23 protein-coding genes are annotated in these 20,095 nt (G+C 61.1%); 11 read left to right on the forward strand and 12 right to left on the reverse strand.

Annotated elements, in window-relative coordinates; genetic code table 11:
- Window positions 1-83: 83 nt before the first annotated feature.
- The gene (locus SIC17_RS04545; RefSeq protein ID WP_412546514.1) at window positions 84-1,019 is read right to left on the reverse strand and encodes a hypothetical protein; all 936 of its coding nucleotides are present in this window, start codon (window positions 1,017-1,019) and stop codon (window positions 84-86) included.
- Between the two features lie 564 nt (window positions 1,020-1,583).
- Between SIC17_RS04545 and SIC17_RS04550 the strand changes: the two genes are divergently transcribed.
- Window positions 1,584-2,006 (forward strand): hypothetical protein, encoded by a 423-nt coding sequence (locus SIC17_RS04550; protein ID WP_291894360.1) that lies wholly within the window; start codon window positions 1,584-1,586, stop codon window positions 2,004-2,006.
- 1 nt (window position 2,007) lies between these two features.
- Window positions 2,008-3,234 (forward strand): CsgG/HfaB family protein, encoded by a 1,227-nt coding sequence (locus SIC17_RS04555; protein WP_291894363.1) that lies wholly within the window; start codon window positions 2,008-2,010, stop codon window positions 3,232-3,234.
- Window positions 3,235-3,271: 37 nt separating this feature from the next.
- Here SIC17_RS04555 and SIC17_RS04560 read toward each other — a convergent pair whose 3' ends face one another.
- Window positions 3,272-4,183, reverse strand: a complete 912-nt coding sequence (locus SIC17_RS04560; RefSeq protein WP_412546515.1) for a hypothetical protein — start codon at window positions 4,181-4,183, stop codon at window positions 3,272-3,274.
- 404 nt (window positions 4,184-4,587) lie between these two features.
- Between SIC17_RS04560 and SIC17_RS04565 the strand changes: the two genes are divergently transcribed.
- Both SIC17_RS04565 and SIC17_RS04570 read left to right on the forward strand, forming a co-directional pair.
- Entirely contained in the window at window positions 4,588-5,004 is a 417-nt protein-coding gene (locus SIC17_RS04565; RefSeq protein WP_291894369.1) for a hypothetical protein, read from the forward strand.
- Window positions 4,982-6,184, forward strand: coding sequence for a CsgG/HfaB family protein (locus tag SIC17_RS04570; protein ID WP_412546516.1), 1,203 nt, complete (start codon window positions 4,982-4,984; stop codon window positions 6,182-6,184). The genes SIC17_RS04565 and SIC17_RS04570 overlap by 23 nt, the downstream gene beginning before the upstream one ends.
- Here the strand turns inward: SIC17_RS04570 and SIC17_RS04575 are convergent.
- From SIC17_RS04575 to SIC17_RS04590, 4 genes are all read right to left on the reverse strand, one after another.
- Window positions 6,181-7,164 carry an acetyl-CoA carboxylase carboxyltransferase subunit alpha gene (locus SIC17_RS04575; protein ID WP_291894376.1) on the reverse strand — a complete coding sequence of 328 codons (984 nt, stop codon included), beginning with the start codon at window positions 7,162-7,164 and terminating at the stop codon, window positions 6,181-6,183. The two genes, SIC17_RS04570 and SIC17_RS04575, sit on opposite strands and share 4 nt — an antisense overlap.
- A gap of 294 nt (window positions 7,165-7,458) precedes the next feature.
- The gene (gene xerD, locus SIC17_RS04580) at window positions 7,459-8,382 is read right to left on the reverse strand and encodes a site-specific tyrosine recombinase XerD (protein ID WP_412546517.1); all 924 of its coding nucleotides are present in this window, start codon (window positions 8,380-8,382) and stop codon (window positions 7,459-7,461) included.
- A complete protein-coding gene (locus SIC17_RS04585) occupies window positions 8,379-9,971 on the reverse strand; it encodes a hypothetical protein (protein ID WP_412546518.1) in 1,593 nt (530 codons plus the stop codon). Before SIC17_RS04585 ends, xerD begins: the two co-directional genes overlap by 4 nt.
- Window positions 9,955-10,095: a hypothetical protein gene (locus SIC17_RS04590; protein WP_291894385.1), complete on the reverse strand. Its 141-nt coding sequence runs from the start codon at window positions 10,093-10,095 to the stop codon at window positions 9,955-9,957. Before SIC17_RS04590 ends, SIC17_RS04585 begins: the two co-directional genes overlap by 17 nt.
- 106 nt (window positions 10,096-10,201) lie before the next feature.
- On the opposite strand from SIC17_RS04590, the gene SIC17_RS04595 reads away from it, so the two are divergent.
- The 3 genes from SIC17_RS04595 to SIC17_RS04605 are packed head-to-tail and all read left to right on the forward strand — an operon-like array spanning window position 10,202 to window position 13,105.
- Entirely contained in the window at window positions 10,202-10,744 is a 543-nt protein-coding gene (locus tag SIC17_RS04595; RefSeq protein ID WP_366940091.1) for a shikimate kinase, read from the forward strand.
- Window positions 10,737-11,840, forward strand: coding sequence for a 3-dehydroquinate synthase (gene aroB, locus SIC17_RS04600; protein ID WP_412546519.1), 1,104 nt, complete (start codon window positions 10,737-10,739; stop codon window positions 11,838-11,840). The genes SIC17_RS04595 and aroB overlap by 8 nt, the downstream gene beginning before the upstream one ends.
- Window positions 11,837-13,105 carry an HlyC/CorC family transporter gene (locus SIC17_RS04605; RefSeq protein WP_291894392.1) on the forward strand — a complete coding sequence of 423 codons (1,269 nt, stop codon included), beginning with the start codon at window positions 11,837-11,839 and terminating at the stop codon, window positions 13,103-13,105. Before aroB ends, SIC17_RS04605 begins: the two co-directional genes overlap by 4 nt.
- Here SIC17_RS04605 and SIC17_RS04610 read toward each other — a convergent pair.
- The 6 genes from SIC17_RS04610 to SIC17_RS04635 form a co-directional block, all read right to left on the reverse strand.
- Window positions 13,102-13,857 carry a DUF3313 family protein gene (locus tag SIC17_RS04610; RefSeq protein ID WP_291894395.1) on the reverse strand — a complete coding sequence of 252 codons (756 nt, stop codon included), beginning with the start codon at window positions 13,855-13,857 and terminating at the stop codon, window positions 13,102-13,104. The genes SIC17_RS04605 and SIC17_RS04610 overlap by 4 nt on opposite strands.
- 133 nt (window positions 13,858-13,990) lie before the next feature.
- Complete coding sequence (locus SIC17_RS04615) at window positions 13,991-14,668, reverse strand: hypothetical protein (protein ID WP_412546520.1); 678 nt, start codon at window positions 14,666-14,668, stop codon at window positions 13,991-13,993.
- A 97-nt stretch (window positions 14,669-14,765) separates the two neighbouring features.
- On the reverse strand, window positions 14,766-15,017 hold the full coding sequence (locus tag SIC17_RS04620; protein ID WP_291894402.1) for a hypothetical protein: 252 nt from the start codon (window positions 15,015-15,017) through the stop codon (window positions 14,766-14,768).
- Between the two features lie 47 nt (window positions 15,018-15,064).
- Window positions 15,065-15,667: a response regulator transcription factor gene (locus SIC17_RS04625; RefSeq protein WP_291894405.1), complete on the reverse strand. Its 603-nt coding sequence runs from the start codon at window positions 15,665-15,667 to the stop codon at window positions 15,065-15,067.
- The gene (locus SIC17_RS04630; RefSeq protein ID WP_412546521.1) at window positions 15,664-16,731 is read right to left on the reverse strand and encodes a sensor histidine kinase; all 1,068 of its coding nucleotides are present in this window, start codon (window positions 16,729-16,731) and stop codon (window positions 15,664-15,666) included. The genes SIC17_RS04625 and SIC17_RS04630 overlap by 4 nt, the downstream gene beginning before the upstream one ends.
- Before the next feature lie 19 nt (window positions 16,732-16,750).
- Window positions 16,751-17,329 carry a DUF7010 family protein gene (locus SIC17_RS04635; RefSeq protein WP_291894411.1) on the reverse strand — a complete coding sequence of 193 codons (579 nt, stop codon included), beginning with the start codon at window positions 17,327-17,329 and terminating at the stop codon, window positions 16,751-16,753.
- A gap of 179 nt (window positions 17,330-17,508) precedes the next feature.
- On the opposite strand from SIC17_RS04635, the gene SIC17_RS04640 reads away from it, so the two are divergent.
- The 4 genes from SIC17_RS04640 (at window position 17,509) to SIC17_RS04655 (ending at window position 20,093) form a co-directional block, all read left to right on the forward strand.
- On the forward strand, window positions 17,509-17,814 hold the full coding sequence (locus SIC17_RS04640) for an aa3-type cytochrome c oxidase subunit IV (protein WP_412546522.1): 306 nt from the start codon (window positions 17,509-17,511) through the stop codon (window positions 17,812-17,814).
- Window positions 17,815-17,942: 128 nt separating this feature from the next.
- Complete coding sequence (locus tag SIC17_RS04645; RefSeq protein WP_412546523.1) at window positions 17,943-19,070, forward strand: Re/Si-specific NAD(P)(+) transhydrogenase subunit alpha; 1,128 nt, start codon at window positions 17,943-17,945, stop codon at window positions 19,068-19,070.
- A 225-nt stretch (window positions 19,071-19,295) separates the two neighbouring features.
- On the forward strand, window positions 19,296-19,526 hold the full coding sequence (locus SIC17_RS04650; protein WP_412546524.1) for a hypothetical protein: 231 nt from the start codon (window positions 19,296-19,298) through the stop codon (window positions 19,524-19,526).
- Between the two features lie 240 nt (window positions 19,527-19,766).
- Complete coding sequence (locus SIC17_RS04655; RefSeq protein WP_291894426.1) at window positions 19,767-20,093, forward strand: NAD(P) transhydrogenase subunit alpha; 327 nt, start codon at window positions 19,767-19,769, stop codon at window positions 20,091-20,093.
- Window positions 20,094-20,095: the final 2 nt, after the last annotated feature.

Genomic DNA, 20,095 nt, shown 5'->3' on the forward strand with positions numbered 1-20,095 from the left:
GCTCTGTGGGAACAGAACCGGCTACCTGTGATGCAATGGAGTTTGAGGGCTGTCATCGCATCCGTCCCTGGAATGCGCTTGGACTAGAAGTCGGTGATGGAACTCACCGATACAGAGTTGCCGATGGCGGCTGCGGTTGCCGAGACATCACCGCTCACATCCGCAATCGTCGCGTTCGCAACAGCGCCGGTATAAGCATTGTTCAGCTGCGTGGAATTGATGTTCACATCAGCCGTATTCGGCAGTGTGGAAACGCTGAGCGAGTTGGAGATCGCCGCCGTCGTCGAAGTGACATCGCCCGCAACATCCTCAACACCAACGTTGGAATAGGCGCGCGGGTCGATATTCGTGGTCTGGTAGTTATTGACATTCGCCCAGTCGGTGGACTCGATCTGGAACGAGGCGGAGTTTGCAATTGCCGCCGACGTCAGGGCGACCTCGCCCGTCACGTTCTCGACATGACCATTCAGTTCGGATACGGCATCACCACGGAAAAACTGGCGATTGTTCAGGTTGGCGCCCGAACCGGCGACTTCAACAGACAGCGAGTTACCGATCGCAGCGGCCGTACCGCTTACATCTCCGGCGACACCGTCAACACCGATATTGAGGTCCGCATCGAAATTGCCAATGGCGGCCTGGTAGTTGTTGACGGATGCATAATCACCTTCGGCAGCAATGCTGGCGGAGTTTCCAATGGCAGCCGCCGTCGTTGAGACATTGCCAGTCACACCGTCGATGTCAGCGTTCAGTTCCGCCGCCGCACCGCGGATCGTGTACTGCGCATTGCGGATCTGGGCGTCACCGGCCACATCCGCGGAGAAGGAATTGTTGATCGCCGCAGCGGTCAACGAGACCTCACCATTGATGTTCTCGATGTCGGAGTTGAGCTGCGCACGCGCCTGTGCCCAGTTTGACTGAACATTGTTGATCGTGCGGTCCTGGGCGATCGCTGTTCCGGCGAAAGCAGCAAGGGCGAGTGCGGACGCGGCGTACTTATAAAGAGTCTTGGTTGTCATGTGTGGATCCTTCCAACTTGATGTTCGCCGAACCCCCGTCCGGCAGCACCTGGAAAGTCGCAATTGACGGCCCACCCAATTCGTAACCGATACGTTAAGCTTTACAGGGGGTTAAAATACTTCATCGTATTAAAAACAAATACGAATTTTGCCCGCAATCATCGGCCGTCGAGGAAATGGTTAAAAAGATCAAGTTTTCGCGGCAAAATTAACTCAAATTTCGGCACACAATATTTTAATTTGTTTCATCCGGGCACATCGTTTGGTTGATCAAGTCTTAAGATTTCGATCGTGCCAATTTGAACTGTTTCATATTTTTCCCACTCAATTCATAGCCGTAATAAGAATATTCAACTCGCGCACCAGGCGACAAAATCTGTAGAATTTTATCTATCTCGGCTTATTCTCAGGTGAATATTTACGAAGACTTAACCTTAACGAAATATCGCGAAATCACTCAACTGGTTGTTTTTATTAAAAATTGAATCAAATTACAGTGCGGACGCTCTCCTGCTGGCCCCCTCGTTGCAGCGTGGTGGTCAAGTTTTTATTTTGGAGCGCAAAATGAGTTACCCACTATATTATATAGCTCTTGTGGGCGCCCTGGCCGCCAGCATGCCTGCGAACGCCCAGTCGAACGCGCAACAGGGCACACCGCAGACCCAGCCCTATGGCATGAATGCCGGCGACGCCTCGCGCCCCTACACGCCACCGGCCCGGGACGAGAACGGCAATCGCATTGTCATAAACGGCCAGGTGATCGGGTCCGGTACATCCAATCCGGCGCGCCGCTCCGGCAGCATCGCCAGCCCGGGCGGATCCACCCTGCCGAACTCCACGCTGGGTGCAGCCGGTGTCACGGCCGTCAGCATCGGTAACAGCGTCTCGATCAACGGCACGTTTGGCAGCACGATCATCATCAACCAGACCAATAACGCATCGCAGACGGTCAATGTGAATGGTACCGAACAGGACGGGGGGAACTGAGATGTCGCGATTGATCGCCCCGCTGCTCAGCGCGCTCACCCTTTCGGCCTGCGCCACAAGCATTGACCCGAACGAGCCGGTCGCCCATGTCCAGCCCTTGTCGGGGAGCCCGGTGATGGAAGTCACCAGCGACTACAGCGCCGCCCTGCAATGCCTGTCAGATTATGCACGCGCTCAGCCCTATCCGGCACCGCGTGTTGCGGTAGGTCACATCTCTGACCTTACCGGAGCAGAAGACTATCTATCGGGTCGTCGCCTGACGCAGGGTGCAACGCTGATGGCAATTACAGCGACGTCGGAAGCCGGCATGCGTCTGGTTGAGCGTTTCGACATGGGCGTGGTCCAGGTCGAGCTGGACTATGCCCAGAGCGGTCTGCTGCGCGATGCGCCAAATGTCCTGCGCACGGTTCAACAGGGACAAATGGAGGGCGCCGATCTTTATCTCGTAGGCGGTATCACCGAGTTCAATCCGAATATCCGCTCCAGCGGCACCAATGCCTTCGCCAATACCAGCGGAGAAACCGGTGGCGCCCTGGCTGTCGGTGGCAGCGACTATGTCGTCGATGTCGGCATCGACCTGCGCCTGATTGATGTCCGCTCTACCGAAGTCCTCGCCGTCCGCTCCCTGCGCAAGCAGATCCGCGGCCGAGAGGTTGAGGCCGGTATTTACGCCTTCCTTGATGGCACCGTGCTGGATATCGGCGGCGGCGAACGGGCACTGGAACCGGTTCAGACCGCTGTACGCAGCATGATCGACCGCGCAGTCTTCGAGTTCATGGGCATGCTCTATGATCTGGAATCGGGATCCTGCGTGGGGGGCCAGCCCGCCATCGCGATCCAGCGCCAGACCGCGGCGGCTGCGCCTGCCGCGCAGCCCGCTCCACAACAGCAACAAATGGCCAACACCGCAGCGCCGGTGCAGACCCAATTGCCTGAGGCACAATTGCCGCCCGCCAACGGGTATGGCCTGCACATCGCATCGCAGCACACCGTCTGGCAGGCCAACCAGGACTGGCGTGAGCTGCGGGTCATGTATGCCGATGTCCTGGCCGGACGCGACGCACGGATCACCCGTCTGCAAACGCCGGATCGCGGTGTCGTCTTCCGACTGCTCGCTGGCAGCTGGCAAAACGAGACCGAGGCTTCCGGCGCCTGCGAACAGATCCGCGCGCGCGGCGGGGATTGCCGTGTCACCGCCTATCAGGGATTGCCGGTCATGCGATCCTAGGCAGTAGCGACCTCAGGTTTGCGATCGATGGCGAGCCCTAGAAGCCGTCAGTCGCTATGGTGAGCGAGTTGCCAATCGCAGCCGCCGTGGCTGCCACATCATCACCGATCGCCCCGACACGTATGTCGGCAACCGCGCCGACATAAGCCGTATTGCCCTGTGCCAGGCTGGCATCCATTTGGGACAACCTGGGCAGCGAGTTGGCGGAGAACGAGTTGCCGATGGCCGCTGCGGTTACATCTACGTCATCTTCAACCTTGCGAACGATAGAGCTGAGCTCCGCGAAACGCGCACCTGTATTGGTTTGTTCCGCATCTATACCAACCCGGCGCACTCGTTCGAGATCCAAACTCGCCGAATTACCAATGGCCGCCGTCGTAAGGCTAACATCCTCTCCGACCCGCGATATCCGGGCATACATCTCGGCAGTCGAAGGCGCGCGAGCGACCTGTTCAATCCCCAGCTCAGCACGCCGAATCCGGTTCACCGAGACTGATGCGGAATTGCTCAGTGCCGCACTGGTGCCGGCAACATCGCCGCCAACACGCTGCAGCTGATACAGGTTCAGATCGGCCAGCGTCGCACCGTCAGCAACCTGGTTGACCTCAACGTCCGACCGACGACGCCTTGCGGCGCGGACCGCGCCATCCAGGTCGACTGAAAGCGAGTTGCCGATCGCTGCGGCCGTCGAGGAAACACTCTCCCCCACACCAACGACAGAGATATCGCTGATCGCAGAAGCACCCTGTCGCGCAATCTGGGAGACATCGAGCCCCACACTTCGGTTGAGCGAGACTGAGGCCGAGTTGTTGATGGCCGCAGTCGTCAAATCGACATTTTCGCCTATCCGCCGTATGCCGGCATTCAACTCGGCACGCGTGTAAGCCCAACTATCCTGTGTGGCATCGACATTGCGCGATTGCGCGTGCGCACCGCCAGCATCCAACAAAAAAAACTCCAGCCAGTACCAAGAGCGCGACTTTTCGGGCGTTCCGCATTTCGCTTTCCCCTTTTTTCAAGTTTAACGACGCTCGACAGACCTCAAAATTGAGCCCAGTCTCGGGGGAGGGTGGCGAGCTGAACAAAATCGATTAAATTCAACGCCTTGAAGTATATGTTTGGCGCCCCTTCCACTCCCCAGAATGGCCGCCAACTCATATCGCATCGGTTCGCTTGCAAATTGCGAGGCGGCCATTTGGCGAAATGCGAACAACACTCCAGCACTCAACGTTATCGTAGCGCACCCACACAAACCAAGCCATTGTTTTAAATGTATTTTTATGAATCAAAAGCACTGGAGCAACGATCGGACCTGCTCATGCACCCTCCTGATTGAAGGTCTTAGGAGGAAACATGTTCGCAACCAATGCTCTGTTACTATCCGCGTGCTTGGCGCTCGGGTCCTCGGCCGCCGCTCAGGTTTCTGCTGGCCATCCGCAGACCGAGCCCTGGGCTCAAATGATGCGAGTCTATGAAGCGCCCTTCCATCCCTACGCAAGAGACGCATCCAACAATCGCATCATCATCAACGGCGAGGCGGTCACGCTCCGCTCGCCGGGGGGACTATCGCACCATTCCCATCGCCTGCCCTCACCGGGGGAGCATATCGCGCTTCGGGGTCCCCGGGCGATCGCCGTAGGCAATTCCGTCAACATCACCGGAGCTGTGTTCAGCACAATCGTCATCCACCAGATCAATTCCGGAGACCAAAACGCCACCGTTGTGAACCACCACCAAGGACGCTCCGATGACGATCAACCCAATCCGTAATATCCTGGCCAGCGCCTTTGGAGCAGGGCTGATTGCAGGCTGTGCATCGACCATCGACCCCAATCGCCCTGTTGCCCATGTTACGCCGCTTCAAGGGAGCGAAATCGTCGGCGCGGACACCGAATACACACAGCGCCTGGCCTGTTTGGCTGGTTTTGTAGGTCAACAGACTTTTGAAGCGCCGCGCGTTTCGGTAGGCCATATCAACGACCTCACCGGAACGAACGACTATTTTAATGGCCGCCGGCTGACACAAGGCGCGACGCTGATGGCCATGACCGCGATCGGGCAGTCCGGACTAAGATTGGTCGAGCGCTATGACATGGGCATTCCCCAGGTCGAACTTGAACTGTCCCAGTCCGGGCTGGTGCGAGACGCTCCGGACCAGCTGCGCCGGATCGAGCAGGGCCAGATCCAGGGGTCTGACCTTTACCTCGTCGGCGGCATTACCGAATACAATCCCAACATCAGATCCGGCGGCAATAATGCGTTCGCCAATACGGCAGACCGTGATGGCATCGGCGTGACCTTGCGCAACAGCGATTACATCATCGATGTGGGCATTGATCTGAGATTGATTGATGTGCGCTCGACTGAAGTCGTCAGCATCCGGGCATTTCGCAAGCAGATCCGCGGTCGAGAAGTCGAGGCCGGCGTTTTTGCTTTCCTCGATGGCTCAATCATCGATATTGGCGGCGGGGAAAGAGCACTTGAACCCGTACAGACCGCGGTGCGCTCGATGATCGATCGTGCCGTCTGGGAATTTGTTCTGGAGCTCTACAATCTGCCCGAAACCTATTGTGATCGACAGTACGCTTCCTACGCTGAAACCCGTTCTGTCCCGACCTCCGCCGGCTCATATTCCCCAGGCCCAAGGTCGGCCGCGTCGTATGATCTGGATGTCGCTCCACACCCGCACTTCGCGATACACCTGGCGTCGTATGGTTCTCAAACAGCGGCGCGCTACGGATGGCTTGAATTCAGATATCGATATCCCGAGCTGCTCGGGCAACGTTCAGCACGCCTCACAACAATCTCTCGAGACGCCATTGAGCCCTTTCATCGGCTGCAAGCGGGGGCATGGCCAACACGCGGCGCAGCCGAACGGGCATGCAGAATACTACATAGGGACGGTTCATATTGTGAAGTGACCGAGCTGGCGGGCGAGCCGCTAGGCTAGCCCGCCTCGGCTTCCAGACGACCGATGGCCAGGAAGCGCTCGCGGCGTTTCTGGCGCAGGGCTGCGGCGTCCAGACCGTCCATCTTGGCCAGGTTGGACTCGATCGCATCACCCACGGCGCGCATGGTCGCGGTCACGTGGCGGTGCGCTCCACCGATGGGTTCGGGGATGATCTGGTCGACGATCTTCAGGCCCAGAAGGTCCGGGCCGGTGATCTTCATGGCGACAGCCGCATCCTTGGCACGAGCGCTGTCCTTCCACAGGATCGAGGCACAGCCTTCCGGCGAAATCACCGAATAGATGGAGTGTTCCAGCATCATGACGACGTTGGCACTGGCCAGGGCCACAGCACCACCAGAACCACCCTCACCCGTAATGACCGAGATCAGCGGCGTACCCAGCGACAGGCAGCGCTCGGTGGAGCGGGCAATGGCTTCCGCCTGGCCACGCTCTTCAGCGCCCAGGCCCGGATAGGCACCGGCCGTATCGACAAATGTCAGAACAGGCAGGTTGAACTTCTCGGCCATGTCCATCAGGCGGATCGCCTTGCGATAACCTTCCGGACGCGCCATGCCGAAATTGTGCTTCAGACGGCTCTCGGTGTCGTGACCCTTTTCATGGCCCATGACGACAACGGAACGCCCGCGGAAACGGCCCAGACCACCGACAATGGCATTGTCCTCGGAGAAACGGCGGTCACCGCACAGCTCCTCGAAATCCTCGATCAGCGCGGCGCGGTAGTCACGGAAATGCGGACGCTCAGGATGGCGCGCGACCTGGGTCTTGCGCCACGGGTCCAGCTTTCCATAAATCGCTGCGAGCTGTTCTTCCGCCTTCTGACGAAGCCTTGCGGTCTCTTCAGCCGTATCCGGCGCATCATCACCGGAAGCGCGCGAAATACTCTCCAGCTCTTCGATCTTGGCTTCAAGCTCGGCGAGCGGACGTTCGAAATCGAGATAGGTACGGGTCGGATCAGACATTTAGTGCCACTGTCCTGAACACTGCAAAAGAGCCCGCAAACTAACCAGACCCGACGGGTGTCACAAGAGCGCAATACGGCTGGGGTGCAGGGGAAGCGAACAGGGTTTGCGGAGTGGACGGGTGTTTACGGAATTTCGCTCGGGCGGCGAGACGACAATCCTTCCCACCGGAAAGGTGTCCTTCTTAGCCTTGGCGAAGAAGGACGGAGGTTCGCTCGCTGCGCTCGCACCCTTCGACCTCGCCTACGCCAAGGCTTCGGCGAGCCCACTTCCCCATGAATGGGGAAGATCACCTCACCCCCTTTTTGCCAGCGGGTGGGCCGAGTTGACGAGTTGTTTCAGACGTTCGTCCAGCACATGGGTATAGATCTGGGTGGTCGAGACATCGGCATGGCCCAGCAGCACCTGTACACTGCGCAGATCCGCGCCGCGACTGAGCAGGTGGGTGGCAAAGGCGTGGCGCAGGACGTGCGGCGAGATCCCGGACGGATCCAGCCCCGCTGCGATGGCGAGCTCACGCAGGATCTGGGCGAAACGCTCGCGGGTCATGTGCCCCTGCCTGGACGTCGCCGAGGGAAAGAGAAACTTCCCGGCCCGGCTCCTGTTCTCTTCCGCCTTGGGCAGGTGTGCGGCGCGCACGGCCTTGTAGGCCTCGACCGCCTCCAGTGCGGACGGGGTCATCGGCACCAGCCTCTCCTTGTTGCCCTTGCCCTTCACAAAGATCATGCGCTCGCCCGTGGCGAACGCCTGGAGGGGCAGGCTGACCAGTTCGGTCACACGCAATCCGCCCGCATAAAGCACTTCCATCAGCGCCCGGGTGCGCAATCCTGCCGCGTCGGTTTTGGCAGAACAGGCGGCAAACAGGCGATCAACATCGGCCTCGGCGAGAACTTTGGGCAGGCTGCGACCCTGTTTGGGTCCGCTCAGCGCGTGGCAGGGATCATCCGCGCGAATGCCTTCGGAGAGCAGGAAACGGTAGAAGCGTTTCAGGGCGGACAGTCGCCGCGCCGCTGTGGCGGGTGACAGGCCGTCTGCGCGCAGGTCCGCGAGCACACGCTCGATATCCGCTGTTGCGGCCTTGTCCAGATCCACACCTCGCGCGGCCATGCGCGCGGCAGCATCGTCCAGATCGCGGCGATAGGCATCCAGCGTGTTCTGCGCCGCTCCACGTTCGGCGGCCATCATGTCGAGGAACAAACCTATCGAGGTCTGGCTCATGAGGATCGCTGGATCAATCTTTCAAGCACCAGCTCAAGCATGGCCCGGCGCAGTCCCAGCTCGTTGAGAACCGGTGCCGTGCGCGCCATGGTGTCGACATCCTGCGAAGCGTTGAGCGCAGCAACGGCAAACAGGCCGGCCTCGGCTCGGGCACCAACAGCAGCCGCCTCTTCCATCGCCAGCACATAGGGCGAGACCGTTTCCGGCTCGCGACCGGCAAGGCGTCCGCGCAGGTTTTCAACCGCCGGAGCACCGAGGCGCTGCAGGGCAATGACATCGGCCAGCACCGTATCGCCATGACGTTCCAGATAGGCAGCCAGCAGGGCTTCCATGGACGGCGTTTCGACCCGGTCTTCCGCCAGCGCCATCGCCAGTTGAACGGCCACGATCTGGTCCGCGGATGCCGGTGTCCATTCCGACGCCACCTCTGCGCCCTCGAGTACCTCACCCGCCACATCGGGTTTGCCCGGGAGCTCGCCCGGCATCATGTCCGGGGCCGGCGGGCCATCGACCATACCGTTGAGCCAGCGACGTGCCGTGCGGATATCTCCGGCCAGGACAGCGGCCATGGCGAAACGTTCGGCATGGACCAGCGTGTCAGCATCGACTTGGATGCTGGACACATCGGAGCCATAGAGGCGCAGCCCGTCGAGCGGGTCCGCCTCGTCCGTCATCAGCAGGTTCAGCGCTGTTGCGGCGGCGGCATTGTCGCCGGGTGTCGCAAGCACGGAGATCAGCGCGATCCGGCGCTGATGCCCGTCCAGTGTCTCGGCACGGGCGAGTTCAGCTTGCGGATCATCTGTCTGCAGGAAATTGGGCAGGCGCGGCTCGCCGACCGCATTGACCAGCCAGACCGGTGTACCTTCCGCAAACGGAACGCCCGCGCTCTGATCAGCCGCCGTGACACGATAGAGCGCCATGTCGACAGCACTGTCGACGGCCGGCATCTCGTCCTCGATCATCTGCCCCAGCGTGAAGGCAAAGAACATCCGGTTATAGTCCGGATCGGGCTCGATCGTATCGGCCAGTTCCGCCGTCAGCTCGGCAGCCGAGTTCTGGCCTTCCGCGGCCATGCACAGGGCGCGAACCCGCACCCAATAGGCGCTGTCGCGTTCATCCAGCAGGGCGCGCGCGGTGTAACAAGCCCGCTCCACATTATCGGTGGCGAAACCCAGATCTGTGTGCAGGCGCGCCAGTTCCGGACTGCGATTGAGATTGGGGGTACGCTCGAGCAGGTCGAACCCGTCATAGGCCCCGCCCGCAGCCAGCAGACGGTCGGCGCGCAGGGCCGCCAGGCTGGTCTCTCCGCGGGCACCAGATGGCGGATAACCACCCGAGACCAGGATCGCCCGCGACATTTCGGCCAGCGCACGGGAAGCATATCCCTCGCTGTCGGCTGCAGGCAGCTGGCTGAGCGCGGTCCGGGCCAGCATGGCCGTCGTGCCGTCCCACAGCGTCATATCGAAAATGGCGCCGGGAAGTCCGACTTCCATCGGGTCCAGGGCGTCCAGGCTCTGAACCTCGATATCATCCTGCGCAAAGGCATTGGAGCCCAGCGCGAGGACCAGCAGGCTAGCGCGGAAAATCATCATCCAACTCTACTCTGACTTCTTCACGAGTGGGCTCCATGCCGTTGGCGATCAGAACCAGCGCGCCGAAACCTGTCATGACAAGCACCGCAACGACCGCAAAACCGATCAGAAAACCCCGCATGAATATCCCCTCGTGTCCTGGCGTGACCGGCATGGTCACTGCAAACTCTTCGGCGCAAGAGCCTAACCGCGATTGCGGCGATTTCCAGACGCTTTATACCAAAGATATGAGTTTGCAGTGCGCGCCGGATAAAACCATCACCCTCATTGGCCTTATGGGTGTGGGAAAAACAACCGTTGGCCGCCGCCTGGCACAGGCGCTGGATCTGCCGTTCCGCGATGCCGATGAAGAGATCGAACGCGCCGCTGGCCGTTCAGTCAGCGAGATTTTTGCCGATTTCGGCGAGGCCGGCTTTCGCGAGGGCGAACGCAAGGTCATCGCCCGTCTGCTGCAGGAACCGCCCATGGTGCTGGCGCTGGGTGGCGGTGCCTTTGTCGATCCCGATACGCGCGCGCTGATCAAGGCCCATGCGACCTCGATCTGGCTGACAGCTGATGTCGACACGCTGGTCGCACGTGTGAAACGCCGGGATACCCGCCCACTGCTGCGGGGCAAGAACCCCAGAACCGTGTTGGGCGAGCTGCTCGGCAAGCGCACGCCGGCCTATGCCGAGGCCGATCTGCACGTCGATGCGGGCGGGAGCTCCCACCAGGGAACCCTTGACCGTATCGTCGAAGCGCTCAAAACCTTGAATCAGAACAATGTCTGATCTGATCACCGTCGAGATTCCCCTCGGGGAGCGCAGCTATAATGTCGTCATCGGCCCGGAAGCGCTGATGACGGTGTCTCCGCTGGTCGCCGAGATGATGCAGCGTGGCCGGGCGATCATCGTGACGGACGAGATTGTCGCCCAGCACCACCTGGCCGGTGTCAAAACCCTCCTGACGGCCCAGGGACTCACCGTGGAAACCATCACCATGCCACCGGGTGAAACGAGCAAGAGTTTCGCCGGCCTGGAAGGTGTGGTGAGCCGCCTGCTCGATCTCAATGTTGACCGCAACGAGACCATCATCGCCCTGGGCGGCGGGGTCATTGGCGACCTGGCGGGATTTGCAGCGGCCGTGACCAAGCGCGGGGTAAATTTCATCCAGATCCCGACGACGCTGCTGTCGCAAGTCGACAGCTCGGTGGGCGGAAAGACCGGTATCAATACCGGTCACGGCAAGAATTTTGTGGGCGCCTTCCACCAACCCCGGATGGTCGTCGCTGATCTCGGCCTGCTAACCACCCTGCCTGACCGCGAACTGCTGTCGGGATATGCGGAGATCGTGAAAGCAGCGCTGATCGATGACGCCAGGCTCTTTGACTCGCTGGAAAAGATCGGCGTGCAGGTGTTTGACAGCCGCGCGCTATCACAGGCCATCGCTGCCGCCGTCGCCTTCAAGGCCCGCATTGTCGCCGAGGACGAACAGGAACGCGGTCGCCGAGCCCTGCTCAATCTGGGCCACACCTTCGGACACGCGTTCGAGGCCGAGGCGCCCAAGGATGTTATCCGTCATGGCGAGGCCGTGGCAGCCGGCATGGCGCTGGCGTTTGAATACTCGGTGCAGCTGGGCGTCTGCCCGGCAGAGGATGCCGCGCGGGTTATCGCGCACCTGGACGATATCGGCCTGCCCAGCGAGGCAGGAAAGCTCGCTCACACACAGTGGGATGCCCGACGCCTGGTGGCCCGTATGCGCGATGACAAGAAGAACCAGGACGGGCGTATCACACTCATCCTCGCGCGCGGCATCGGAAACGCTTACATTGAGACCAATGTAGACGAGGAAGACCTCGTCGCCTTTCTGGAGACAAAGCTCAAATGAGCATTGACTGGAGTCTGGTCGGACCAGCACTCATGATCGTCGGACTGCTGTGCCTGTCCGCTTTCTTTTCGGGATCAGAGACCTCTCTCACCGCGACGTCGCGTGCGCGAATGCTGCAGCTGGAGAAGGATGGAACACCCGCCGCCGGCCGGGTCAACCGGTTGATATCAGACGGGGAAAGCCTGCTCGGATCGATCCTGCTTGGCAATAATCTGGTCAATATCGCCGCCTCGATGATCGTCGGACAATTGTTCGAACGCATGCTGGGCGGCAATGCCATTCTCTGGGCCACCCTGGTGATGACCTTCCTGGTTCTGATCTTTGCCGAGGTCCTGCCGAAAACCTATGCCCTGTCCAATCCGGACCGGTTCGCGCTGGCGGTCTCGCGCCCCATCCTGCTGGCCGTACGCGTGTTCGCACCAATCGTGGCGGGCGTTCAGTTCATCGTGCGCGGCGTGCTGACCCTGTTTGGCGCCAAGGTTGAAGGCCCGGTCCTGTCGGCCCATGACGAGCTGCGCGGCACCATCGAGCTGCACCACGAGGAAGGCGGCGTGGTCAAGGATGACCGCGACATGCTGGGTGGCGTGCTGGACCTGCGTGACCTGACCGTCGACGACATCATGGTGCACCGCAAATCCATCCTCATGATTGATGCGGATCGCCCGGCCGAGGAGATCGTCTCCACCGCCCTGCACAGCCCGCATACCCGCCTGCCGCTCTACAAGGACGAGCTGGAGAACATCACCGGCGTGCTGCATGTGCGCGATCTTGCCCGGGCCCTGCACGAAGCCGAGGGTGACGCGTCCCAGGTCGATATCAACGCCATTCGCCGCGATCCCTGGTTTGTACCGGAAACCACCGAAGTGCTCGACCAGCTCAACGCCTTCCGCGAAAAGCGCGAGCATTTTGCCCTGGTCGTCGATGAATACGGTGCCCTGATGGGGCTGGTAACACTCGAAGACATTCTCGAGGAGATTGTCGGCACGATCGAGGATGAACACGATATCCAGGTCGAGGGTATTCAAGCGGAAGAAGACGGCACCTGGGTCGTTGATGGCGTCGTCCCAATCCGCGATCTCAACCGTGCGCTCGACTGGGACCTGCCGGACGAGGAAGCTGTGACGGTGGCCGGACTTGTGATCCACGAGGCCCAGACCATCCCGGAACGCGGCCAGGTTTTCCGCTTCCACGGCGTGCGTTTCGAAGTCATCGAACGCCGCCGCAACCAGCTCACCATGCTGCGCGTCTGCCCGAGCCCGGACTAGTCCTGCGACACGTCTTCGGTCTCGAAGCCCTCACCCTCGAAGTATTCCGGACAGGTTCCGCGCGGCGTATCCCCGCGCGGGCCGCCGGCCTCGTCGCGGGTATTGACCAGCAGGTCGCCGAACGCGTCCGCAAAGGACTGGGCGAGATCCTCGCCATCGGATGTGGAGCCGATATCACCGCGCAACAGGGTCAGGGTGCCGCCGCCCGAGGCCAGGTGATTGCGCGCATCATACTGCATCGCCGCGATCTGCTGACCGCTCTCGTCGAGGAGCTCGCCCTCGGCGGCGAGAGCGCCGATACCAATCGGCACACGCGGGTTAAGCGGACCGGGCACAAAAACGCCGATAATCCCGGAAGCGCCGGCAGCGACCGGATTGGTCGCGTCAAAGCCGGTAATCGTCAGCTCAACCGAGTGGCTGGCGCCTTCTGCATCACTGCGCACCTCGAAACCGCCCCGCGCGAGCCGGCGACACATCGTGCGTGACAGCACCCCAGCGACCCGGTCCAGCCGCTCGGCATCCACGCCCGAGGCCTCGGCCACACCTGCGGCCACGCTTGCACGCTGGAGATAGATGCTGACCACGCCCGCCATGGCCGCGCTGTCAGCATATTCCCGCACCGGCACCAGACCGCGCTCGGCGTCCTGCAGGCGCTCATAGCTGGACAGGGTCTGCACCTGGGCGACATTGCTCGCGCAGGCACCCAGGGTGAGGCAGCCACCGGCCGCAGCAAGCAGGAATTTCAATCGCATATCACCCTCGCAACTCAACAGTTGCGAGCGAAACTAGGCCCTGCCCGCTCAAGGTCAATGAATAAGCACGACCCCAGAAGATAGGGCGGGCCCGGAAAGCCCGCCCTCGCACCAGGAGACAATTGGCGCGGATCTAGTGATGTGCGCGGGAGCCCTCACCGAACTCGGCCTCGATGCGCTGAAAGAGCGGTCGGCCGGAGAGCTGGGACAGTACATGGCCACCGTTTTCGATGATCTCGATTTCCGCATCCGTACCCATGCGTTCGAAACGGCGATGGGCGGCCTCGCTCTCACGCAGCCAGTAACCTTCATTCTCGCCGACGATGAAACGGATCTGCATGTCGGACAGCGGCTCGTATTCGGAACGCTGGCGTGGATGCCCGGGCATGGCCAGCACGCCGCGGAAACGATCCGGCAGCGCGGCTGCGATACGGAAGACACCGGCACTGCTGGCGGAATAGCCAAAGATGTGGAAACTGTCCGAAGCCACATTCACAGGTGAGGCGATATAGTCCAGCGCCTCGGCAGACTGCTCGACAGAATACTGCCGCTCCTCGACACCGGCACGCACCACAACCCAGCCGAACTCCGCCGGATCGTCGTGCAGGAAAAACGTCCCGACCGATATCATCACCGGATATTCGCGGTCGGGATCAAAATCATCCGGGAAGTAAAAGCCCATGGGCATGCTCGCCCCGCCAGACGGCTCGACCTCGACATATTCGTCCGCCGGGGTTGCCTCATCCGTCTGGGCGAAGGCCGCACCGGTGATCACAAACTGGGACACAGCCCAGCTCAGGAGAGTTTTCATACCGCTTGCTCCAATAAAATTCGAAGCCAGCCATACCCAACCACCTGGCAGGTGCCAGCGGATCAGGGATCAGTGGTGTGAAAAACGAGATGAGCGGTCAGTGTTCGGGATGACGGTCGATTTCACGCGCTACATCATTGGGAACATCCACCGGACGCGACGTCGTCGCCTTTCGGATCATGCCGACAAATCCGACCAGGATCACCAGCGCCAGCCATCCGCCTGCGACCATGCCCAGGACAACCGGACGGAATTCCAGCGTGCCGAAATTCATGAAGTCACGCGCCAACAGGCCACCATAGACCAGGACAGCGAGGACGCCGGACCAGAGGGCGAAAGGAATACGCATCGAACAGGATCTCCCTTGAGTGGGTCCAGTTTAAGACCAAGCGGCAGTTACAGCCAGCCCCTTTCTCGCGCCAAGCGTGCAGCTTCCACCCGGTTCGTTGCGCCCAGCTTGCTGCTGGCCTTGTGCAGATAATTGCGCACCGTGCCCCGCGCCAGCCCGCTTGCCTCCGCGATCTGGATACTGTCCAGCCCTGTCTCGGCAAGGCGAAGCAGGCGGCGTTCGGTGTCATTGAGCGGATCGGTTTCACCCCAGGCCTCCCGGATCAGCCCCTCCTGGATGACCTGTTCGCCCGCCACGACACGGCGGATAGCCTGCGCCAATTCCTGTGAGGGTGTGTCCTTGAGGACATATCCGGCGACACCGGCATCCAGCGCCCGCCGCAGATATCCCGGCCGGTCGAACGTCGTCACGATCAACACCCGGGTGCGGATCGTCTCGCGCCGGATTGTGGCCGCCAGCTCCAGCCCGGTCATGCCCGGCATCTCGATATCGCTGAGCAGAACATCCGGTGCATCCGCGCGCACATGGCGCAGCGCCTCGTCACCGGTCGCAGCGGCGCCGACGATCTCGATATCACTCTCCAGCGCCAGCAATGTTGCCAGGGCGTCGCGCAACATCACCTGGTCCTCGGCAATCAGCACCTTGATCATGACAGCTGCTCCGGCAAGGACACCCGAACAGCAAACCCGCCCTCAACACAGAGTTCGAAAAGACCGTCCACCGCCTCGACGCGCTCGCGCATGCCGCTCAGGCCATTCCCTTCAGCAGGTCTGCCACCACGGCCATTGTCCCGGACGGAAATCCGGTGACGGCCGGCTTCCCTCACAAAAGCAATCTCGACACGGCTGGCCTGTGCATGGCGCAGGATATTGGTCGATGCCTCGCGCAGAACCATCACCAGCGCCGCTTCCGGCTCCCCGCTCAAGGCTGGCAGTTCCCCCTGCACGAGCACCTCGATCCCGGCGCTTTCCAGGGCCGCGATCACGCTTTTCAGCTCGGACTGGAGCGAACGGTCGCGCAGGCCGCTGACCGCATCACGGACCTCGCTGAGCGCGTCCCGGGAAATCGTCTGGATGGCCTCAATTTCCTGGCGCGCCATGTCCGGCTTTTGCTCGAACAGGCGGGCGGCCAGATCCGCCTTGAGCGAAATCACCGACAGCGAGTGCCCCAGCAGGTCGTGCAGATCCTTGGAAATGCGCGAACGCTCCGCTTCCACGGCAGCAGCAGCGGCGCGAGCCTGGCGATCCTCCGCTTCCAGCTCGCTCTCGGCCCTCCGGGCGGCAGAGGATGCTGTCAGGCCCGACAGCGCTGAGAGAACCACCACGGCCAGGGTGAAATACCAGGGCGCACCAATCAGTACACACCCCAGCACCCCCGCCGGCCCCAGCACGATTAGAGCGGGCACACGCAACCGCGTATCCGGCAGGCGCGCGATCATGGGAGCTGCAAAGACGATGAACACGGCGGAGCCGAAATTCATGGCAGCCATCGCCAATCCCAGACACACCGCCAGTCCCGATGCCACCAGCACCGTCCAGTCCATGCGCCGCATGGTGAAGACGTAAAGCGCGACAAACCCAACCAGCGCGCCCAGCGAGAGTGCGATCTCTGTCGTGTTAGGCGGGTCGACAAACCAGGCGAGGAAGAAACACCCCAGATAGACCAGGTCCAGCCAGGGTTTCTTCGTGGTGAAAAGGGTTTTCAGGGAAGCCATCATTCGCGTTCAGAATCACCTATTGCGCTTGTCTCTTGCGTACCATGGAAACCTCGAAAGCAATGCCGCCTGCCGCGAGCAAATAGAGAATGGCGATGGCAAAGGGCAGCAGGGTCAGGCGTGCCTCCGGCATGGCGTAGAACATCACCGTAACCACGATCATGCGGGCGAAGGCGTGGATGAAACAGGCTTTGGAAGCATAACCCCAGCCGATCACCACCCAGTGGATGGTCATGCCGATGGCCAGCGTCAGCACGGTCAACTCCGGCTGCACGCCGATCACCGCGAAATGCATGGGCCAGAGGAAGTTGATGCCCATCACCGCCCAGATGGCGGCACCGCCGACCGGCGATTTGGCCTTCATGAAGTTGGCCCGCAGCGGCTTTTGCAGCAACAGGCCCAGCGGGAAGATCATGCCGGACCCGGCAGCCGCAAACAGCGCCCAGTCCGCCAGCGGCAGGCGGGAGCCAAGAATCCCCAGCACGATCCAGTAGATCGCCCCGGCAACCGGGAGCGAAATTCCACCTCCTGCTGCGACAAAATAGCGATGGCGCTCGGCCAGAAGGGCTTGGGAAGTGATCAGAGGAGTATCAGTCATGTCAGGCCTTTTCTTGTGTCTGGCCTCAACATGACCGCCCGCTGGACGATGGAATATTCACACCTGTCACCGAAGTAGAGTGACAGCTGTCATCATTTGCGACAGTTAGACACCTTGGCGCGGTGAGCAACGCATGGTATCCGCTGGCCAAATCCTAATTCGATCCTGGGGAATTCGACATGGCGTCTGACCACGTACGCGGCGAAATGGACATCACCGAGCACAAGTCCACCTTTGACGGCTTCATGACGATGACGGTCTGGTCCTGTCTTCTGACCATCGTCATCCTGCTCTTCTTCATCCTGGTTTTTGCCATCGGCATGAACTGGATGGGTGCATTGATCGCAACGGGTGTTGTCGGCGTCGTTCTCGGCCTGGCCCTGTCGATGAAGACCTCCTGGCATGTCACGGTTGCAGGCCTGTTCGTGTCCGGCCTGATCGGCGGCGGCATCGTCAGCCTCTTCGGTGCCTTCCTTGCTGGCTAACAGCGGAAAGTATTGAACTTTCAAACATCATGACCATTTGCGCCGGGAAGGAATCTTCCTGGCGGGTCTTCCCCTGACGCACGAAATCGCGCAATCTGCCCGCCATACGAGCCAAACGGCGGGACGACATGCGAATAGCCATTCTTAAAGAACGGGATGCGGGCGAAACCCGCGTCGCGGCCACCCCCGAAACCATCAAGAAATTCGTCAAGGCAGGCCATGTGCTTGCGGTCGAGAAAGGCGCCGGTATCGACGCCTCGATCCGGGACGAGGATTTCACCGAGGCCGGTGCCGAGATCGGCACGCTGGCCGCGACCCTGAAGGGCGCGGATGCGGTCTTCGCCGTGCGCAAGCCGGACGAGGCCACGCTCAAGAAAATCGCCAGGGGCACGCTGCTGGTCTCGCATCTCGATCCGAGTGCAGAAGTTGCCGATGCCATGGCCGCTTCCGGTCTCGACGCCCTGTCGATGGAATTCGTGCCGCGCATCACCCGGGCCCAGGCCATGGATGCGCTGTCCTCCCAGTCCAACCTCGCCGGCTATCGCGCCGTCATCGAGGCCAGCCAGCTTTATGGCCGTGCCTTTCCGATGATGATGACCGCTGCGGGCACCGTGGCCCCGGCCAAGGCCTTTGTCATGGGCGTCGGCGTTGCCGGCCTGCAGGCGATCGCCACGGCGCGCCGCCTGGGCGCTGTCGTCACGGCTACAGATGTACGTCCGGCCGTGAAGGAACAGGTCGCCTCGCTCGGCGCAAAATTCATCGCTGTCGAGGACGAGGAATTCAAACAGGCCGAGACGGCGGGCGGTTACGCCAAGCAGATGTCAGCGGAATACCAGGCCAAACAGGCCGAGCTGGTCGCCAGCCATATCGCCAAACAGGATGTGGTGGTCACCACCGCCCTCATCCCGGGCCGGCCGGCACCGAAACTGATCACCAAGGCCATGGTGGAGAGCATGAAACCCGGCTCGGTCATCGTCGACCTGGCGGCCCCGACGGGCGGCAATTGCGAGCTGACCAAGGCCGACGAGGTCGTCGATCATAACGGCGTGAAAATCGCCGGTTACAACAATCTTCCCGGCCGTCTCGCCGCCGACGCCTCGGCGCTCTACGCGAAGAACCTGGCCAACCTCCTGCCCCTGCTGGTGAATGAGGACGGCAATCGCGCCCCGCACTGGGATGACGAGATCATCCAGGGCATGGCGCTGAGCCGTGATGGCGCAGTTGTGCACCCGAATTTTGCGAAGGCCGATGCCTGATGCGACTGGCGCTGGCGATCATACTCACTCTTCTGGCAGGCTATCTCGTCGCTAACTACGCCGGGCCGATCGCCAATGCTTTGGGCCTATTCGGTGAGAGACCGCTCTATATCCCTGTGCCTGCAATTATCGTGAATCTCGCCCTGCCAGGGCTATATGCTCTATTGCTACTGGCGTCCGGTGCTGTGCTGTTACGAGACCACCTGCTTGTCGGGAGGTCGACCCATGCGCACTAGCCTGGCCTTCATCAACTGCGCGATCGGCGCTGTGATATTGATCTGGATCGCCTTTCACTTCGCCTATCTGGACGGCTGGTTCGGCGGTAGTGAGATGTACCGCCCGATTGGTCCTGATTTCGGCGAGAACACGGCCGGCCTGCTCGCCCTGAGCGCCTTCCACCTGCTCACAGGCGCCTACCTCCTGCGAGGCGGGCACCTCGAACCGGAGGAAGCGTGATGCGAACGCTCTCCCGCCCGCTTCTGGCCTCTACCGGGTTTGTTCTGGTCCTTGCCGGCGTTTTACTGGTGACGTCCGGCGTTGTCACGGACTTGTTCGGACGTACTGAGCCCCCAGACAATTTCGGACGCATCGGTTGGCGACCTGCGTCCAGCTATCTGCTGACCTATTTGTTTGGACCAGTTCTGGTCCTTCTCGGCGGCTGCTTTGCAAGCGCCTATGTGAGAATCGGAGATCAAAATGGAAGCCGTTGATCCAACCATCTATCGCCTGGCGATTTTCGTGCTGGCGGTGTTTGTCGGTTACTACGTGGTCTGGTCGGTAACGCCGGCCCTGCACACGCCACTGATGGCTGTCACAAACGCCATTTCATCGGTGATCATCGTGGGTGCCCTGCTCGCGGCGACCGCCGGTGTAGGCGCTCCTCCGCCAGTGGATGGTGAAGGCGGGGAAGGCTTCTCGCGCATTGTCGGTACAATCGCCATCATCCTGGCCAGTGTGAACATATTCGGCGGCTTCCTTGTCACCCAGCGCATGCTGGCGATGTACAAGAAGAAGGAGCGCTAGAT

Source organism: Maricaulis sp. MIT060901 (genome assembly GCF_047123815.1).
In the GTDB taxonomy this organism is placed as follows: domain Bacteria; phylum Pseudomonadota; class Alphaproteobacteria; order Caulobacterales; family Maricaulaceae; genus Maricaulis.

Coding starts and splice junctions, on each gene's coding strand:
- aroB (WP_412546519.1), top strand. CDS start 10,737: ATGTCTGATCTGATCACCGTCGAGATTCCCCTCGGGGAGCGCAGCTAT.
- SIC17_RS04640 (WP_412546522.1), top strand. CDS start 17,509: ATGGCGTCTGACCACGTACGCGGCGAAATGGACATCACCGAGCACAAG.
- SIC17_RS04625 (WP_291894405.1), bottom strand. CDS start 15,667: ATGATCAAGGTGCTGATTGCCGAGGACCAGGTGATGTTGCGCGACGCC.
- SIC17_RS04650 (WP_412546524.1), top strand. CDS start 19,296: ATGCGCACTAGCCTGGCCTTCATCAACTGCGCGATCGGCGCTGTGATA.
- SIC17_RS04615 (WP_412546520.1), bottom strand. CDS start 14,668: ATGAAAACTCTCCTGAGCTGGGCTGTGTCCCAGTTTGTGATCACCGGT.
- SIC17_RS04550 (WP_291894360.1), top strand. CDS start 1,584: ATGAGTTACCCACTATATTATATAGCTCTTGTGGGCGCCCTGGCCGCC.
- SIC17_RS04570 (WP_412546516.1), top strand. CDS start 4,982: ATGACGATCAACCCAATCCGTAATATCCTGGCCAGCGCCTTTGGAGCA.
- SIC17_RS04595 (WP_366940091.1), top strand. CDS start 10,202: ATGAGTTTGCAGTGCGCGCCGGATAAAACCATCACCCTCATTGGCCTT.
- xerD (WP_412546517.1), bottom strand. CDS start 8,382: ATGAGCCAGACCTCGATAGGTTTGTTCCTCGACATGATGGCCGCCGAA.
- SIC17_RS04565 (WP_291894369.1), top strand. CDS start 4,588: ATGTTCGCAACCAATGCTCTGTTACTATCCGCGTGCTTGGCGCTCGGG.
- SIC17_RS04590 (WP_291894385.1), bottom strand. CDS start 10,095: ATGCGGGGTTTTCTGATCGGTTTTGCGGTCGTTGCGGTGCTTGTCATG.
- SIC17_RS04585 (WP_412546518.1), bottom strand. CDS start 9,971: ATGATTTTCCGCGCTAGCCTGCTGGTCCTCGCGCTGGGCTCCAATGCC.
- SIC17_RS04575 (WP_291894376.1), bottom strand. CDS start 7,164: ATGTCTGATCCGACCCGTACCTATCTCGATTTCGAACGTCCGCTCGCC.
- SIC17_RS04545 (WP_412546514.1), bottom strand. CDS start 1,019: ATGACAACCAAGACTCTTTATAAGTACGCCGCGTCCGCACTCGCCCTT.
- SIC17_RS04555 (WP_291894363.1), top strand. CDS start 2,008: ATGTCGCGATTGATCGCCCCGCTGCTCAGCGCGCTCACCCTTTCGGCC.
- SIC17_RS04620 (WP_291894402.1), bottom strand. CDS start 15,017: ATGCGTATTCCTTTCGCCCTCTGGTCCGGCGTCCTCGCTGTCCTGGTC.
- SIC17_RS04630 (WP_412546521.1), bottom strand. CDS start 16,731: ATGGCTTCCCTGAAAACCCTTTTCACCACGAAGAAACCCTGGCTGGAC.
- SIC17_RS04610 (WP_291894395.1), bottom strand. CDS start 13,857: ATGCGATTGAAATTCCTGCTTGCTGCGGCCGGTGGCTGCCTCACCCTG.
- SIC17_RS04655 (WP_291894426.1), top strand. CDS start 19,767: ATGGAAGCCGTTGATCCAACCATCTATCGCCTGGCGATTTTCGTGCTG.
- SIC17_RS04605 (WP_291894392.1), top strand. CDS start 11,837: ATGAGCATTGACTGGAGTCTGGTCGGACCAGCACTCATGATCGTCGGA.
- SIC17_RS04645 (WP_412546523.1), top strand. CDS start 17,943: ATGCGAATAGCCATTCTTAAAGAACGGGATGCGGGCGAAACCCGCGTC.
- SIC17_RS04635 (WP_291894411.1), bottom strand. CDS start 17,329: ATGACTGATACTCCTCTGATCACTTCCCAAGCCCTTCTGGCCGAGCGC.